We start from the raw sequence: 15,099 nt of genomic DNA, 5'->3' as shown, positions 1-15,099 counted from the left end.
GCGCGGGGGCGGGGCGGCAATGGGCAGATTCTTAAGGCTTGCCCGCTATAGCCGCGCCATGCAGGGGCGGCTGATCGGATTCGATGGATTGCGCGGGATCGCCGCGCTCAGCGTCCTGCTGTTCCATGCGCTGACCTGGACCACGGGCGACGCGCGTGGCAACGGCTATCTGGCGGTCGATTTCTTCTTCATGCTGAGCGGCTATGTGATGGCGCGCACCTATGAAGCGCGGCTGGGGCAGGGGCTGTCCACCAGCGCGTTCGTCCGCGCGCGATATCGACGCTTCCTGCCGGTCATGGCCATCGCCGGACTGATCGCGCTGCCCGGCTTCCTCCTCACCAATGAGATGTCGCTCTGGCCGGTGGCCCTCGCCAATCTGCTACTGATTCCCAGCCTCTTCGCCGGGCGTCTCTATCCGTTGAACGGGCCGGCCTGGTCGATCCTCCTGGAACTGATCGCCAATATGGCCCACGGCCTTGTCCTGCGCCGCTTGTCGACCAGGATATTGGTGCATGTCGTGCTGCTGAGCGCTACCCTGTTCGCGGTTGTCGCCAGTCGTGTGGGGATGGACGTGGGGGCGCAGCCTGCCAGCTTCCTCTTCGGCCCGCCGCGGGTGATGTGCGCCTATGGCATGGGAATCATAATGTGGCGCTGGTGGCGTGACCTGCCGACCATTGCCGTTCCTCCGATGGCGGCCCTGGTTGCGATGCCGCTCTATTTCGGCATCGGCACGGTGATCGACGCGGATGGCTGGATCAGTGGCATGGTCTTCATCCTGCTGGTCTGTCCCCTGATGCTGGCGGGCGGGCTTCGCTGGCAGCGACAATCGCGGTGGATGACGGCGGCGGGGGCGATATCCTTTCCGCTTTATGCCGTTCACGCCCCGGTCTGCATGACGGGGTTGATGCTGGGCGTGCCCGTGGCCGGCGGGGTCGCCGCCAGCCTGGCGATTGCGGGGCTGATTGCCTGGATGCAGGCGCGGCCGCGTCGTCGGGGATCCACGACGCTTTCGTCCGCGCCAGTGGCGGCAAGCTAGCCCGAGACGATCTTATTCGGCCGCCGGCAGCGCGCGCGCCTCTTCGGCCTGGGCGTCGCGAGCGAGGACGTCGAGCGGTTCCATCGCCTCGATCTCCTTGCCGCCGGTCTCGATGTCGAGATCGCGGAACTTGCGGCCGGTGGAGAGGACACGCGTCTCAAAGCTGCCGATGAAGCTGTTATAGTTGGAGACTGCGCTGTTGAGGCCGGAGCCGAGGCGCTTGAGGTGGGTCGCGGCGACGGACAGGCGCTCATAGAGTTCCTTGCCGAGCTGGCCGACCTGCTGCGCCTGTTCCTGCATCTTGGCCTGGCGCCAATGGCCCGCCAGCGTGCGGGCGAGCGGCAGGAAGGTAGCGGGGCCGCAGATGATGACGCGATTCTTGGCGGCGCGTTCCCAAAGCTCCATGTCCGCCTCCAGCGCGGCGGTGACGAAATTGTCGCCCGGCACATACATGATGACGAAGTCGGGGGCCTTGTCGAACTGTTCCCAATAGGCCTTGCGCCCCAATGCATCGGCATGGGTGCGCATCGCGCGGGCATGGTCGAGCATATGGGCGTCGCGCAGCGCCGGATCGACCTGATCGACCGCGTTCAGATAGGCGACCAGCGAGCATTTGACGTCGACCACCATCTGCTGGTCGCCGGGCAGGTTGATGACGAAGTCGGGGCGCAGGCGGCCGTCCTCGACCGCGACCGACACTTCCTCCTTGAAGTCCACGAAGGGGGAAAGGCCGGCGGTTTCGATGAGATTCTTGAACTGCTGCTCGCCCCAGCGGCCGCGCGTCTTGGGCGCGGCGCGCAGGGCATTGACCAGCTTGGCGGTTTCCTCGCGCACCTGGCCCTGGCCCAGATGAACCTGCTGCACCGCTTCGCGCAGTTCGGCATAGCTGCCGACCCGGTCCTTCTCGACGCGGGCGAGGCCCTCCTCATAACGCTTGAGCGTGGTTTCGACCGGGTTGAGCAGCGTCTTCAACTGCGCCTCGCTCTTCTCGCTCGCCTGGGCGAAGCGCTGGTCGGCGCGGGTCAGGAACTGGGTCTGGGCGGATTCGAGCAATTTGCCGCCGATTTCGCTGAACTGGGCGGAGAGCTGTTCCTTGGCATCCTTGAGCGCCGCAATCTGCTGCTCGAACGCCTGGGTGCGGGCATGGATGTCGGACTGGAGCGCGGCCAGCTCGCGCAGCGCGGCCTCGCGCTCGGTCTGGATCGCCTCGATGCGCTGGCTGGCGGCGGCCTGCAGCGCCTCGATCCGCTGTTCGGACGCGGCCTGCGCGGATTCGAGCCGGGCGAACTGGCTCATGCCCTGCGCGACCCGTTCCTTCTCCACCGCCAGTTCGGCGATCGCGCCGTTGCGCTGGGCGGTTGCAATGTCGAGCTTGCTGGTCAGATCGGCCCTTTCGGCGGTCAGCGGCGCCAGCGCCTTGCCCTTGAGCAGCCAGCCGACGGCGAGGCCGATCAGCAGCGCGACGGGAATGAGAAGGGCGGCGAGGCTGTCCATAACTATCCTTTTTGGGAACGAAACGGGAACTTAGCGGGCCGCGTCGAAGGTCGCAAGAACCTTCCTTGTTTGTGCCGTCATGCCGCCTGTGCGCTGGGCGCGGCAAAGCGGGCGCGATAGTCGCCCGGCGACAGGCCGACCAAGCGGTGGAACAGCTTGCGGAAGGCGGCGGCATCCTCATAGCCGACGCTCCAGGCGATCTGGTCGATCGTGCGCCGGGTAAATTCCAGATGCTCGCGCGCCCGCGCCACGCGCAGATGCTGGACATATTCGATCGGGGTCATGGCGGTCGCCGCCTTGAAGCGGCGCTGGAAGGTGCGCTCCTCCAGCGCGGCCTGCGCCGCCATCTCGGTGACGCTGACCGCCTTCGCCTCCCGCGCGGCGAGCCAGTGCTGCACCTTTAGGATCGGCTCGTCGCCATGGGTCAGGCGCGGCAGGAAGCGGGCGAAATGCTTCTGCTCGCGCCCGGCCGTGTCGATCAGCAGGAATTTGGCGGTGTCGAGCATCACCGTCGGGCCGAGCAGCCGGTCGACCAGCCGCATGCCAAGGTCGGTCCAGGCCATCAGCCCGCCGGCGGTGATGATATCGCCATCGTCGATGACGATGCGGTCGCAATCGAGCTTCACGGCCGGGAAGCGGGTGCGGAAGGCGTCGGCGAACCACCAGTGGGTGGTGGCGGGGCGACCATCGAGCAGGCCGGTCGCCGCCAACAGGAAGGCGCCGCCGCAATTGGAGGCAAGGGTAGCGCCGGCGGCATGGCGATCGAGCAGCCAGCGGGCATAGGGCGCGGCTTCCTCCGCCTCGGGCACGCCGGTCAGGCGACCGGGGACCAGCCAGATGTCGGGCGTGCCGCCCAATCCTTCATGCGTGTCATGGCTGCGGGCAAAGCAGCCGTCATCGCCCATCTGCCAATGGCTGACGCGCACCACCGGGCCGCCATGCTGGACCGAAAACTGCCCGGCAATGTCGATCAGGTCGGTCATGCCATGGACCATCGCCTGCTGGCAGCCCGGATAGAGCAATATGCCCACTTCGGCGCGCGGAAGACTGCTGTCGGCCATATGCTGATCCTTTGTCGGAATCGGCCCGTTTAATGTCGGAACCGCCAATCCCGATCCTCCGCCATTGCCAGTAATTCTGCAAGCACAGGGCGTGAAGGACGCCCTTCTGGAACAGAAGAAGGGAATTTCACATGAGCAACTATGTCACCACCAAGGACGGCATCCGCATCTTCTACAAGGATTGGGGACCGCGCGACGGCCAGCCGATCCTCTTCTCCCATGGCTGGCCGCTCAGCGCCGACGCCTGGGACGCGCAGATGGTCTATTTCGCCAATCAGGGCTTCCGCACCATCGCCCATGACCGCCGCAGCCATGGCCGGTCGGACCAGGTGTGGGACAATAATAATATGGACCAATATGCCGACGATCTGGCCGATCTGATCGCGGCGCTGGACCTGTCTGACATCATCCTGGTCGGTCATTCGACCGGCGGCGGCGAAGTCACCCGCTATATCGGCCGCCATGGCACCAGCCGGGTTGCCAAGCTGGCGCTGATCGGCGCGGTCCCGCCGCTGATGCTGAAGACCGAAGCCAATCCCGGCGGTCTGCCGATCGACGTGTTCGACGGCATCCGCAAGGGCACGTTCGACAATCGCAGCCAGTTCTTCAGGGATCTGACCATCCCCTTCTACGGCTATAACCGGGATGGCGCGGTCATCTCCGAAGGCATTGTGCAAGATTTCTGGCGGCAGGGGATGATGGGCGGCCTCAAGGGGCAACTCGACTCGATCCGCGCCTTTTCCGAAAGCGATTTCCATGCCGACCTGGCGAAGGTCGATGTGCCCACGCTGGTCCTGCATGGCGATGACGACCAGATCGTGCCGATCGGCGCGGCGGCCCTCTCCACCATCAAGATCGTTACGGATGCGGTGCTGATCGTGTATGAAGGCGCCGACCATGGGCTGACGCAGACTCACCAGGACCGGTTCAACGCCGACCTGCTCGATTTCATCAACGGCTGACACAAATACCGTTCGCCCTGAGCGAAGTCGAAGGGTTCCACCGAGCGGAGCGAGATGCCTTCGCTTCGCTCAGGCAAGGGCTTCGACTTCGCTCAGCCCGAACGGGAAAATAGTCTTTCAAAGGAGACATCCCATGACCCAAGACACCATCCTCATCACCGGCGCGTCGGACGGTATCGGCGCGGTCTATGCCGATCGCTTCGCCAAGCGCGGCGCCAATCTGATCCTGGTCGCTCGTCGCGCCGAGAAGCTGGAGGCGCTGGCCGCCCGCCTGCACGCCGACAGCGGAGTCAGCGTCGAGGTGATCGCCGCCGATCTGGCCAAGGCCGACGATCTGGCGCGGGTCGAGGCGCGGCTGCGCGACGATGACGCGATCACCGGCCTGGTCAACAATGCCGGCATCGCCGGGGAACAGGCCTTTGTCGAGACCGACCCGGCCTATCTCACCGGCCTGATCGACCTCAACATCCTGGCGGTGACGCGGCTGTCCCGCGCCATTGCGCCGCGGCTGGCGGCCAGGGGCGCGGGCACGCTGATCAACATCACATCGGTCACCGCGCTGATGCCGGACGGCTTCACCGCCGTCTATCCCGCAAGCAAGGCCTATGTGCTGGCCTTTACCGAAGCGTTGCAGGTCGAACTGGGCAGCAAGGGCGTGAAGGTGCAGGCAGTGCTGCCCGGCATCACCCGCACCGCAATCTGGACGGCGGAACAGATTGCCGGCCTGCCGCCGCACATGGTGATGGATGTCGAGGTGATGGTCGACGCGGCGCTGGCCGGGCTCGACATGGGTGAGGCGATCACCATTCCGGCCCTGCCGGACAATGCCGATCTCGACGCCTATCTCGCCGCGCGGGCCGCGCTTCGGCCCAACCTGTCGCTCAAGGATGCGGCGCCTCGTTATCGGGTGACCGCCTGATCTCTTTCGTCATTCCCGCGAAGGCGGGAATCCATCTCCTGGCCTTGCGTCTGGATGCATCGTTGGGAGATGGACCCCCGCTTTCGCGGGGGTGACGGGAATTTTCCAGGGAGAAGCATCATGATCCTCGGTCTTTCCATTCCCGCCTTCATCGCCCTGCATGTCGCGATCAGCCTGATCGGCATCGTCAGCGGCCTTGTCGCCCTGCCGGCCATGGCCAAGGGACATGTCCTGCCCAAAATGCAGGGCCTGTTCCTGGTGACGACCCTGCTCACCAGCCTGACCGGCTTCCTCTTCCCCTTTCGCGGCTTCACCCCGGCAATCGGCGTCGGTATCCTCTCGACGCTGATATTGATCGTCGCCTTCGCTGCCTTTTACGGCCTTGGCCTGCGGGGCCGGGCGCGGGGCGTTTATGCGGTGACCGCGACCATCGCTTTGTGGCTCAACCTGTTCGTGCTGGTCGTGCAGGGTTTCCTCAAGGTGCCGGCGCTCAACCGGCTGGCGCCGACCGGCACCGAGCCGCCCTTCCTCGCCGCGCAGGGCCTTCTGCTGATCGTCATGCTGATCTTGGGCGCGGCGATCCTGCGTCAGCCAAGGCTCGCGCGGAAGGCGGCGAGCCGCTCGATCGCCTGATCCAGCGTCGCGTCCGACTTGGAGAAGCAGAGGCGGACCAGATGGGTGACCGGATCGTCGGGATAGAAGGCGGAGATAGGGATCGCCGCCACCCCGGCTTCGTCGATGATCCGGTTGCAGAAGGTCACATCGTCCATCGCGATGCCCGACGCGGGCAGGTCGATAGACAGGAACCAGGTGGCGCCGCTCGGCTGCACGACATAGCCCGCCTTGATCAGCCCCGCCGCCAGCCGATCGCGCGACGCCTGATAGGCGGCGCGCTGGTTGCCGAGCCAATCATCGGGCCAGCCCAGCCCCTGCGCCACCGCCCATTGCAGGTTGGGCGGGGTGGTGAAGGTCAGGAACTGGTGCGCGCGAGCGAGCAGGGTGGCGATCGGCGGCGCGGCGCACATCCAGCCGACCTTCCAGCCGGTGACGGAAAAGACCTTGCCCGCCGACCCGATCTTGACCGTGCGCTCGCGCATGCCGGGAAAACCGATCAGCGGGCGATGCGGCAGCCCGTCATAGACGGTCTCCTCCCAGACTTCGTCGCACAGCGCGATCAGGTCATGGGTGGTGCAGAGGTCCGCCAGCAGCGCCAGTTCTTCCTCGCGCAGCACGATGCCGGTCGGGTTCACCGGATTGTTCATCAGCAGGATGCGGGTCTTGGGCGTGATCGCCGCCTCCAGCGCATCGCGGGTGACGCGCCAGTCCGGTGGCGTCAGCTTCACCACCCTCGCCACGCCGCCAGCCCGCTCCACCAGCGGCAGATAGGCGTCATAGAGCGGCGCCAGCATCAGCACTTCATCGCCCGGCCGCACCAGCGCCAGCAGGCTGGCAGCGATAGCCTCGGTCGCGCCGGAGGTGACGATGACCTCCTGCGGGCTGAGGTCCAGCCCCTGACGCCCGGCATAATGATCGGCCAGCGCCGTGCGCAGTTCGATCAGGCCCGGCATCGGCGGATATTGGCTGGAGCGGGTCAGCAGCGCATTCGCCGCGGCCTGCAGCACTGCCTGCGGTCCCGGCCCTTCGGGAAAGCCCTGGCCCAGATTGATCGCGCCGGTTTCCCGCGCGCGGGCCGACATATGCTCGAAAATGGTGGTCGGCATGTCGCGATAGACGGGATGGCCAAGTCGGGTGTCGGGCAAGCGGGGCTCCATCGGATCGTCGGCGATGCCAGCGGTCTAGGTCTTTCCATTGCCCTGCGCAAACCGGTCCGGCATCATGGCGCCTCCTCATCACAGGGAGACAGACCCATGTGTTCGGACGTCGATGGCATGCATGACCAGCTGCACGGGACGCAGGAGGAGGATGGCGCCGCACCCTCCCGCCGCGCCTTTCTGACAGCGATGACGATGGCGGGCGGGGTGGCCATGGCCGCTCTGCCGTCCGTGCCGGCGATGGCGGCGCCTCCCGTCGATGGCCCGGATGCGTCGATGACGCCGGACGCTGCCCTGGCCGAGATCGTGGCCGGCAATGCCCGCTTCGTCGCCGGCAAGCCGACCGCCCATCTGCAGGACCTGTCGATCATCAAGGCGCGCGCGGCCGAGGGGCAATGGCCGGTGGTCGGAGTCCTCTCCTGCGCCGACTCGCGCGTGCCGGTGGAGATGGTATTCGACGAATATATCGGCCGGCTGTTCGTCACCCGCATCGCCGGCAACATCACCACGCCCGAAATCGTCGCCAGCCTGGAATATGGCGTTGCGGTGCTGGGGCTGAAGGCGCTGGTCGTCATGGGCCACAGCAATTGCGGCGCGGTGAAGGCGGCGATCGACAATCCCGAGGTGCCGGGCCAGATCAGCGCGCTCTTCCCCGCGATCCTGCCCGCCCTCTATCTCGCCCGCAGCAAGGATGCGGCCATCGTCACCCGCACCAATGCGCTGGTGCAGGCGGCGACGCTGGTCAACGCCTCACCGGTGATCGAGGAAAAGGTGAAGGCGGGCACGCTGAAGGTGGTCGCCGCCGTCTATGACGTGGCGACCGGCAAGGTCGACATGCTGCCGGTGCCGGCCGACATGCTGATGCGCGGCTGATCCGTCAGGGCCGGGTCGCCGCCGCATTCCAGGCGGCGACCTTCGCCTTCGTCTCTGCCAGCAGCGCGTCGAGCCGGGCGCGGTCCTGCAGCGTGCCGCGCAGGATCACCGCGTCGATCGCTTTTGTGGCGTGGATATCCTCCAGCGGATTGGCGGTCAGCAGGACCATATCCGCCTGCTTGCCTTCCGCCACCGCGCCATAGCGGTCGAGCAGGCCGAACCAGGCCGGGCCGGCACGGGTGGCGCTGGCCAGCGCCTGGGCCGGGGTCAGGCCGCGATCGACATAGAGCGCCAGTTCCTGGTGCAGGGCAAAGCCGGGATAGTCGAAGCTGTTGAGGAAGCCCGCATCGGTGCCGGCCATGATGGTGACGCCGGCCTGCTGCAACAGCGGCAGGATCGCGGCATTATGCTCGTAGATGGCGTGACGCTGGGCGATCTGATCGGGCGTGGCCTTTGCCGCGCGCTCGATCCGCCAGTCATAGGTCTTGCGCAGGCGCGGGCCGATATAGGCCAGTTCGGGATCGGCGCTGTGATCATTCTGGTCGAGATAGGCGACGGTGCGCGAGATGCTGAGCGTCGGCGTCACGAACACGCCGCGCGCCGCCATGTCGCGATAGGCGGCCATGGCGGTGGCTTCGTCAAAGCCGGCGTCCAGTTGCGCGCTCGCCTGTGCCCGGTCGATCCTGCCGGCGGCGAAATCGGCGGTGATCCGCGCCTCATCCTTCACGCCCGCCTTGTGCGCATAGTCGATATGCTCGATCGAGCTGATCCCGGCCTCGATCGCCTGGCCGACGGTCAGCGCCATCGGAATATGCCCCGATGCGCGCAGCCCGGCGCCACGCGCCTGGCGCACGGCATAGAGGAACAGATCGGGCTTAAGGGTGCTGTCGGTGATCTTGACGAAATTGACGTTCAGTTCTTTCAGCTTGGCGATCGCCTGGTCGACATCGGCCTCCGACCCGGTTTCCAGCGTGCCCTTCCACACCGGCTTGATCCCCTCGATCTTGGGGCCGGAACTCAGCAGGGTCGGGCCAAACAGCCGCCCGTCGGCAATTTCGCCGCGCCAGCGCAGCACATCATAGGGCAGGTCGCCCGACGCATCGCGCACGGTGGTAATGCCATTGGCGATATAGAGCGGCAGCAGCGCCTTATTCTCTTCGATCAGCTCCGGTCCGCCGCCGAAATGGACATGCATGTCCCACAGGCCGGGGATCAGATAGCGGCCCTTGGCCTCGACATTCTTGCCCGCGCGCCAGGCGGCGGCGATCGTGGCGTCGTTGCCGACCGCGACGATCCGGTCGCCCCTGGTCGCGACCGCCTGGTCGGGGACCAGCCGGCCATGCTCGACATCGACCAGCGTCGCATGGCGGATCAGCAGGTCGGCGCGGGCCGGCGCGGCCTTCGCTGCGGTGGGCAGGGGCAACAGGGCAGTGGCGGCCAGCAGCGCGGCGAGAAGCGTCTTCATGAAAATCCCCGGTTCTTGTGCGGCGCGCAGGATAGGCAGGGGCTGCATCATCGACAAACAACATATATGAATGGCAATCATTCATGATCCAAATGGAATGCCATGCTCGATCCGCGCCTGCTCCGTGCCTTTGTCGCGATCGCCGACAGCGGCAGCTTCACCATCGCGGCGCAGCGGCTGCACATGACCCAGTCGACCATCAGCCAGCAGCTCGGCCGGCTGGAACAGGCGGTGGGGCATGTCTTGGTCGATCGGGCGGCGCGGCCGGTGCGGCCGACGGCGGCGGGCGAGCGGCTGCTGGGCCATGCAAGGCGCATCCTGTCGCTGCAGCAGGAGGCGGAAAGCCTGCTTGCCGATCCGGCCGGCAGCGCGTCGATCCGCATCGGCCTGCCCGACGACATTGCCAGTCGCGCCATGATGCGGGTGTTCGCCCGTTTTTCCGAGCAATATCGGGCGGTGCGGCTGGACGTCACCACTGGCCTCAGCCGTGATCTCACGCGCCGATACCGCGCGGGCGAGTTTGACATCATCGCTGTCAAGGAACCGACGCCGAGCGCCGATTGTCGCGCGAGTTTCGCCGAACCGATCGGCTGGCATGAAAGCGCGGACCGGCAGGGCGACTGGCCCGATCCACTGCCGCTGGTCGCCTTTCCCGCGGGCGGCCTCTATCGCGATGCGATGTTCGACCGGATCGGGCGCGAAAGGCGGCGCTGCCATGTCGCCTTCACCGGCAGCGACCTCACCAGCGTGCTGACCGCGGTCGAGGCGGGCATGGGCCTGTCGCTGGTGCCGCTGCGCGCGGCGGCCGGGCGGGCGGTGCGGCTCTATGCGCCGTTCGGGGCGGAGGCCGATATGCGCGTGTCGCTCTATGCCTGGGACGACACCGGGCCGACAGCAGAGCTGGTCGCGCAGATGGCGGCAGTTCTGGCGGAGCGGTAAGCGGCAAGGGCTGCGGCGGCTCGCGCCGCCGCAACTGGGTCTAAGTGGTGCGGCACCTTGCGGCGCCGAATAAACCGGATGACCGTCCCCCGGACGGTCATTTAATCCGGTTTATTCCCACTCGATCGTGCCGGGGGGCTTCGAGGTGTAGTCGTACACCACGCGGTTGATGCCCTTGACCTCGTTGATGATGCGGGTCGCGACGCGGCTGAGGAAAGCGGCGTCGAAGGGATAGATGTCGGCGGTCATGCCGTCGGTCGAGGTGACCGCGCGCACGGCGCAGACGCTGTCATAGGTGCGGTAATCGCCCATCACGCCGACGGTGCGGACCGGCAGCAGCACGGCAAAGGCCTGCCAGATCGCGTCGTAGAGGCCAGCGTTGCGGATTTCCTCCAGATAGATGAAGTCCGCCTTGCGCAATATGTCACAGCGTTCCTTGGTGACTTCGCCGGGGATGCGGATGGCAAGGCCCGGCCCAGGGAAGGGATGGCGGCCGACGAAGATGTCGGGCAGGCCCAGTTCCTTGCCCAGCACGCGCACTTCGTCCTTGAACAATTCACGTAGCGGCTCGACCAGCTTCATGTTCATGCGTTCGGGCAGGCCGCCGACATTATGGTGCGACTTGATCGTCACGGAAGGCCCGCCGGTGAAGGACACCGATTCGATGACGTCGGGATAGAGGGTGCCCTGCGCCAGGAAGTCGGCGCCGCCGATCTTGGCGGCTTCCTCCTCGAACACGGCGATGAATTCGCCGCCGATGAACTTGCGCTTCTTTTCCGGGTCGGTGAGGCCGGCGAGGCCGCCCAGGAAGCGCTCCTCGGCGTTCACATGAACGAGCTTGATGCCATAATGTTCGCGGAACAGGCTGACCACCTGCTCGGCTTCGCCCAGCCGCATCAGGCCATGGTCGACGAACACGCAGGTGAGCTGGTCGCCGATCGCTTCATGAATGAGGACCGCCGCCACCGCGCTGTCGACGCCGCCCGACAGACCGCAAATGACCCGGCCATTGCCGACCTGTTCGCGAATCTCGGCAATCTTGACCTGCCGGAACTCGGCCATGGTCCAGTCGCCGGCGAGGCCGCAGACATGGCGGACGAAATTGGCGATCAGCTTGCCGCCGTCGGGCGTATGCACGACTTCGGGGTGGAACTGCGTACCGTAGAATTTCCGTTCCTCGTCGGCGATCACCGCGAAGGGGGCGCCGTCCGACACCGCCACGATCTTGAAGCCGGGCGCGAATTTCGTGACCTTGTCACCATGGCTCATCCACACCTGATGCCGTTCGCCGACTTCCCACAGTCCGTCGAACAGGGCGCAGGGTTCGGTCACGGTCAGGAAGGCGCGGCCAAATTCGCCGCCTTCGCCGGTTTCGTGACCGGGACGCACTTCGCCGCCCAGCTGATGGCTCATCACCTGCTGGCCGTAGCAGATGCCCAGGATCGGCACGCCGGCGTCGAACAGGGCCTGCGGCGCACGCGGGCTGCCTTCCTCCGGCACGCCGGCGGGCGAACCGGACAGGATGATGCCCTTGGGCTTCATGCGGTCGAACGCGGCCTGGGCCTGGGTGAAGGGGGCGATCTCGGAATAGACGCCGGCTTCGCGCACGCGCCGGGCGATGAGCTGAGTCACCTGGCTGCCGAAGTCCACGATAAGGATGGAATCCTGAAGGGGCAGCGTCATCGAATCGCCTTTATATCGAGCGTGGGAAGGGATTCGCGCCCGGTTAGTCGCACCGCCCCGATATGTCCAGTTTTCCCGGTTCAGAGCATCATCCGATTAGGGTAAATCGGATGATGCTCTGATTTCCTTTTGTTTGCCGCATTCTGCGAGTCGTCGGCTGTTCCAGCCGACTTCAGAATGCTCTAGGCAGGCGCAGGATCATCCTGCTTGCGTCCCGCTGCGCGGCCGAGCAGGGCGGCGCCGGCGAGCACCAGCGCCGCGATCAGGAAGGCGCTGCCGATGAAGGGCAGGATCGGGCGGGGGCCGACCGAGGCGGAATAGACCGCGCCGAAGAAGAGCGGGGAGACGATGCCTGCGATGGCGCCGACACTGTTGTTGGCGCCCTGCAACTGGCCCTGTTCGCTTTCGGAGACGCGCTGCGTCATCAGCGACTGGATGGTCGGCATGGCGAGGCCCCAGAGCGCATTGGGGAACATGGCGGCGACGAACAGCCAGCCGGTGGGGGCCAGGCCCATGGCGGCGATGCCGACCGCGCCAAAGCCAAGGCCCACGACCATCGTCGTCCGGTCGCCCAGCCGCTTCACCACCGGACCGACCAGCAGGCCCTGCACCGCCATGTCGAGCAGGCCGACCATCGCCAGCAGGGTGCCGACCTGCCAGGCGCCCCAGCCATAGCGGTCGCCGGCATAGAGGACGAACACGGCCGAGAAGAGATGATGGGCGAAATAGAGGAGGAAATTGACGATCGCGAGGCTCGACAGCTCGGGGTGCGAGCGCAGCAATTGCAGCGCGCCGAAAGGATTGGCGCGGCGCCAGCTGAAGGCCATGCGCTTTTCCGGGGCGAGCGATTCGGGCAGCACGATGAGGCCATAAAGGAAGGCGAGGCCGGACAGGCCCGCCGCCGCCCAGAAGGGGGCGCGGTGCGAGATTTCGCCCAGCACCCCGCCCAGCAGCGGTCCGGCGACGAAGCCCGCGCTGAACGCCGCGCCGATCAGGCCATAGCCCCGCGCCCGGCCCTCGGGCGGGGTGATGTCGGCCATATAGGCGAAGGTGGAGGTGAAGCTGGACGAGGTGATGCCGGCAAGGATGCGGCCCAGCGCCAGCCACCAGAGATTGGGCGCGAGCGCCATCAGCACATAGTCGAGCGCCAGCCCCGCGACCGAGATCAGGATCACCGGCCGCCGCCCGAAGCGATCGGACAGCGAACCGATCACCGGCGAGCAGAGAAACTGCATGGCCGCCCAAAGCGCGACGAACAGGCCATTCCACAGGCCCGCGCTGGTGCTGGAGCCGGACAATGTCTCGATCAGCTGCGGCAGCACCGGAATGACGATGCCCATCGACATGACGTCGAGCAGCGCCGTCACCAGGATGAAGGCGATGGCGGCGGTGCGGCGCGGATGGGCGGGGGCAGTCATGGCGCAGGCGCTATCCTGCCGGGATGGCGATGCCAAGCGCGATGGCGCGATGTTCAGGCATGGGGCGCCGTTTCAGCATGTCTGACGCCCCAAAAAAAGGGCCGCCCCGGCGGGACGGCCCCAGCTCATGCTATGGGATGCATGGAGGGATCAGCGCTGCTCGCGATCCTGATCGTCGCGGCGTTCCTGCTGGCCGCCGCCTTGCTGGCGACGCTGTTCATCCTGTTGGTTCTGCTGGTCGGGCTTGCCGGGCTGACCGCCCTGCTGACCGGGATTCTGGTTCTGGTTCTGGTTTGCCATCTCACACTCTCCTAACGGGCATCGTAACCCGCCTGCGCTCAACTTGGGCCGGTGCGGCGATGTTCCGAAAAATCATGCTGATCGAAATCAAGTCCGCCACAAGCTGCGGACAAGGTGCCATATTTCCTGCGTCTCGCCCAAAATTGGATCGATCGGAACGCCTGATGCGGCGATGGCGTCATGAGACTGTCCTGTCGGCTTGCGCGGCGGTGAGCTTGGGCTAGTCTGCGCCCGTCCACAGCAGGAGAGCGCCGATGACCACCGATCGCGATGATGTGCCGTCCCCCGTCGAGCGACTGGCGGAGGATCGCAACTGGATCGCCTCGACCGGGCTCAGCCGGCGTCACATCTTGGCCGGGGGCGCCTTTGCCGCCGGTTTTGCCGCCGCCTGCCAGCCGGTCGCGGCCAGCACCATCCAGACCGCGCCCGACGGGCTGGTGGAGGAGGCGGTCTCGATCTCGACCAGCGACGGTTTCGCCATGCCCGGCTTCGTCGCCCGGCCGGCGGGCAAGAAGAAGGCGCCGGTGATCGTCGTCGTGCATGAGATTTTCGGCGTCCATGAATGGGTGCGCGACATGTGCCGGCGTTTCGCCAAAGCCGGCTATCACGCCGTCGCGCCGGATCTGTTCGCCCGCCATGGCGATGCGACCAAGGTCAGCGACTTCAAGCAGCTTGTCGCCGAAATCGTCAGCAAGGCACCGGACGTGCAGGTCTTGTCCGACATCGATGCCACCTATGCCTTTGCCGGCGCCCATGGCGGCGACGCGGCGCGACGCGGCATTACCGGCTTCTGCTGGGGGGGGCGGATGGTCTGGCTCTATGCCGCGCACAGTGCCGCGCTCGACGCTGGGGTCGCCTTTTACGGTCGGCTGGTGACGCAGAAGAATGATCTCCAGACGCTGTCGGCGATCGAGGAGGTGGCCAAGCTCAAGGCGCCGGTGCTCGGCCAATATGGCGAACTGGACAAGGGCATCCCCCAGGCCGATGTCGAAGCGATGCGCGCCGCGCTCAAGGCGGCGGGCAAGTCGCCGCCCGATGCGATCACGGTCCATGCCGGCGCCGACCATGGTTTCATGGCCGATTATCGACCCAGCTATAATGCGGCGGCGGCGAAGGCCGCCTGGACCGAAACGATCGGCTGGTTCGACAAATATGTGAAGGGGTGACCGGCCCCCCT

14 protein-coding genes are annotated in these 15,099 nt (G+C 66.2%); 8 read left to right on the top strand and 6 right to left on the bottom strand.

Annotated elements, in window-relative coordinates; genetic code table 11:
* Positions 1 to 19: 19 nt before the first annotated feature.
* Positions 20 to 1,036: an acyltransferase family protein gene (locus JQK15_RS04905; RefSeq protein WP_214863795.1), complete on the top strand. Its 1,017-nt coding sequence runs from the start codon at positions 20 to 22 to the stop codon at positions 1,034 to 1,036.
* 12 nt (positions 1,037 to 1,048) lie between these two features.
* Here the strand turns inward: JQK15_RS04905 and JQK15_RS04900 are convergent, their stop codons facing one another.
* Together JQK15_RS04900 and JQK15_RS04895 are read right to left on the bottom strand one after the other, a co-directional pair.
* Positions 1,049 to 2,530, bottom strand: a complete 1,482-nt coding sequence (locus JQK15_RS04900; protein ID WP_214863793.1) for a DNA recombination protein RmuC — start codon at positions 2,528 to 2,530, stop codon at positions 1,049 to 1,051.
* A gap of 77 nt (positions 2,531 to 2,607) precedes the next feature.
* Positions 2,608 to 3,591, bottom strand: coding sequence for a GlxA family transcriptional regulator (locus tag JQK15_RS04895; protein WP_069337461.1), 984 nt, complete (start codon positions 3,589 to 3,591; stop codon positions 2,608 to 2,610).
* Between the two features lie 131 nt (positions 3,592 to 3,722).
* Between JQK15_RS04895 and JQK15_RS04890 the strand changes: the two genes are divergently transcribed.
* The 3 genes from JQK15_RS04890 (at position 3,723) to JQK15_RS04880 (ending at position 6,105) form a co-directional block, all read left to right on the top strand.
* Positions 3,723 to 4,553 (top strand): alpha/beta fold hydrolase, encoded by an 831-nt coding sequence (locus JQK15_RS04890; protein WP_214863791.1) that lies wholly within the window; start codon positions 3,723 to 3,725, stop codon positions 4,551 to 4,553.
* A 133-nt stretch (positions 4,554 to 4,686) separates the two neighbouring features.
* Positions 4,687 to 5,472 (top strand): SDR family NAD(P)-dependent oxidoreductase, encoded by a 786-nt coding sequence (locus JQK15_RS04885; RefSeq protein ID WP_214863789.1) that lies wholly within the window; start codon positions 4,687 to 4,689, stop codon positions 5,470 to 5,472.
* A 120-nt stretch (positions 5,473 to 5,592) separates the two neighbouring features.
* Positions 5,593 to 6,105 (top strand): hypothetical protein, encoded by a 513-nt coding sequence (locus JQK15_RS04880; protein WP_214863786.1) that lies wholly within the window; start codon positions 5,593 to 5,595, stop codon positions 6,103 to 6,105.
* Here JQK15_RS04880 and JQK15_RS04875 read toward each other — a convergent pair.
* Positions 6,060 to 7,244, bottom strand: coding sequence for an aminotransferase (locus tag JQK15_RS04875; RefSeq protein ID WP_214863784.1), 1,185 nt, complete (start codon positions 7,242 to 7,244; stop codon positions 6,060 to 6,062). The two genes, JQK15_RS04880 and JQK15_RS04875, sit on opposite strands and share 46 nt — an antisense overlap.
* Before the next feature lie 96 nt (positions 7,245 to 7,340).
* Between JQK15_RS04875 and JQK15_RS04870 the strand changes: the two genes are divergently transcribed.
* The gene (locus JQK15_RS04870) at positions 7,341 to 8,117 is read left to right on the top strand and encodes a carbonic anhydrase (RefSeq protein WP_214863782.1); all 777 of its coding nucleotides are present in this window, start codon (positions 7,341 to 7,343) and stop codon (positions 8,115 to 8,117) included.
* 4 nt (positions 8,118 to 8,121) lie between these two features.
* On the opposite strand, the gene JQK15_RS04865 is transcribed toward JQK15_RS04870, so the two are convergent.
* Positions 8,122 to 9,582: an amidohydrolase family protein gene (locus JQK15_RS04865; protein WP_214863780.1), complete on the bottom strand. Its 1,461-nt coding sequence runs from the start codon at positions 9,580 to 9,582 to the stop codon at positions 8,122 to 8,124.
* 102 nt (positions 9,583 to 9,684) lie between these two features.
* Between JQK15_RS04865 and JQK15_RS04860 the strand changes: the two genes are divergently transcribed.
* A complete protein-coding gene (locus tag JQK15_RS04860) occupies positions 9,685 to 10,521 on the top strand; it encodes a LysR family transcriptional regulator (RefSeq protein ID WP_214863778.1) in 837 nt (278 codons plus the stop codon).
* A gap of 111 nt (positions 10,522 to 10,632) precedes the next feature.
* On the opposite strand, the gene guaA is transcribed toward JQK15_RS04860, so the two are convergent.
* Together guaA and JQK15_RS04850 are read right to left on the bottom strand one after the other, a co-directional pair.
* The gene (guaA, locus tag JQK15_RS04855) at positions 10,633 to 12,204 is read right to left on the bottom strand and encodes a glutamine-hydrolyzing GMP synthase (RefSeq protein WP_010336491.1); all 1,572 of its coding nucleotides are present in this window, start codon (positions 12,202 to 12,204) and stop codon (positions 10,633 to 10,635) included.
* Positions 12,205 to 12,386: 182 nt separating this feature from the next.
* Positions 12,387 to 13,622, bottom strand: a complete 1,236-nt coding sequence (locus JQK15_RS04850) for a TCR/Tet family MFS transporter (protein ID WP_214863776.1) — start codon at positions 13,620 to 13,622, stop codon at positions 12,387 to 12,389.
* A 141-nt stretch (positions 13,623 to 13,763) separates the two neighbouring features.
* Here JQK15_RS04850 and JQK15_RS04845 point away from each other — a divergent pair, with 141 nt between their 5' ends.
* A complete protein-coding gene (locus JQK15_RS04845) occupies positions 13,764 to 13,937 on the top strand; it encodes a hypothetical protein (RefSeq protein ID WP_214863774.1) in 174 nt (57 codons plus the stop codon).
* 239 nt (positions 13,938 to 14,176) lie between these two features.
* On the top strand, positions 14,177 to 15,088 hold the full coding sequence (locus JQK15_RS04840) for a dienelactone hydrolase family protein (protein WP_214863771.1): 912 nt from the start codon (positions 14,177 to 14,179) through the stop codon (positions 15,086 to 15,088).
* The last annotated feature ends 11 nt before the right edge of the window (positions 15,089 to 15,099 follow it).

The sequence above is a fragment of the Sphingobium sp. BHU LFT2 genome (genome assembly GCF_018604485.1).
Classification (GTDB): domain Bacteria; phylum Pseudomonadota; class Alphaproteobacteria; order Sphingomonadales; family Sphingomonadaceae; genus Sphingobium; species Sphingobium yanoikuyae_A.
Note: the sequence above shows the minus strand (reverse complement) of the source record. Positions and strands in the feature narration are given on the sequence as shown.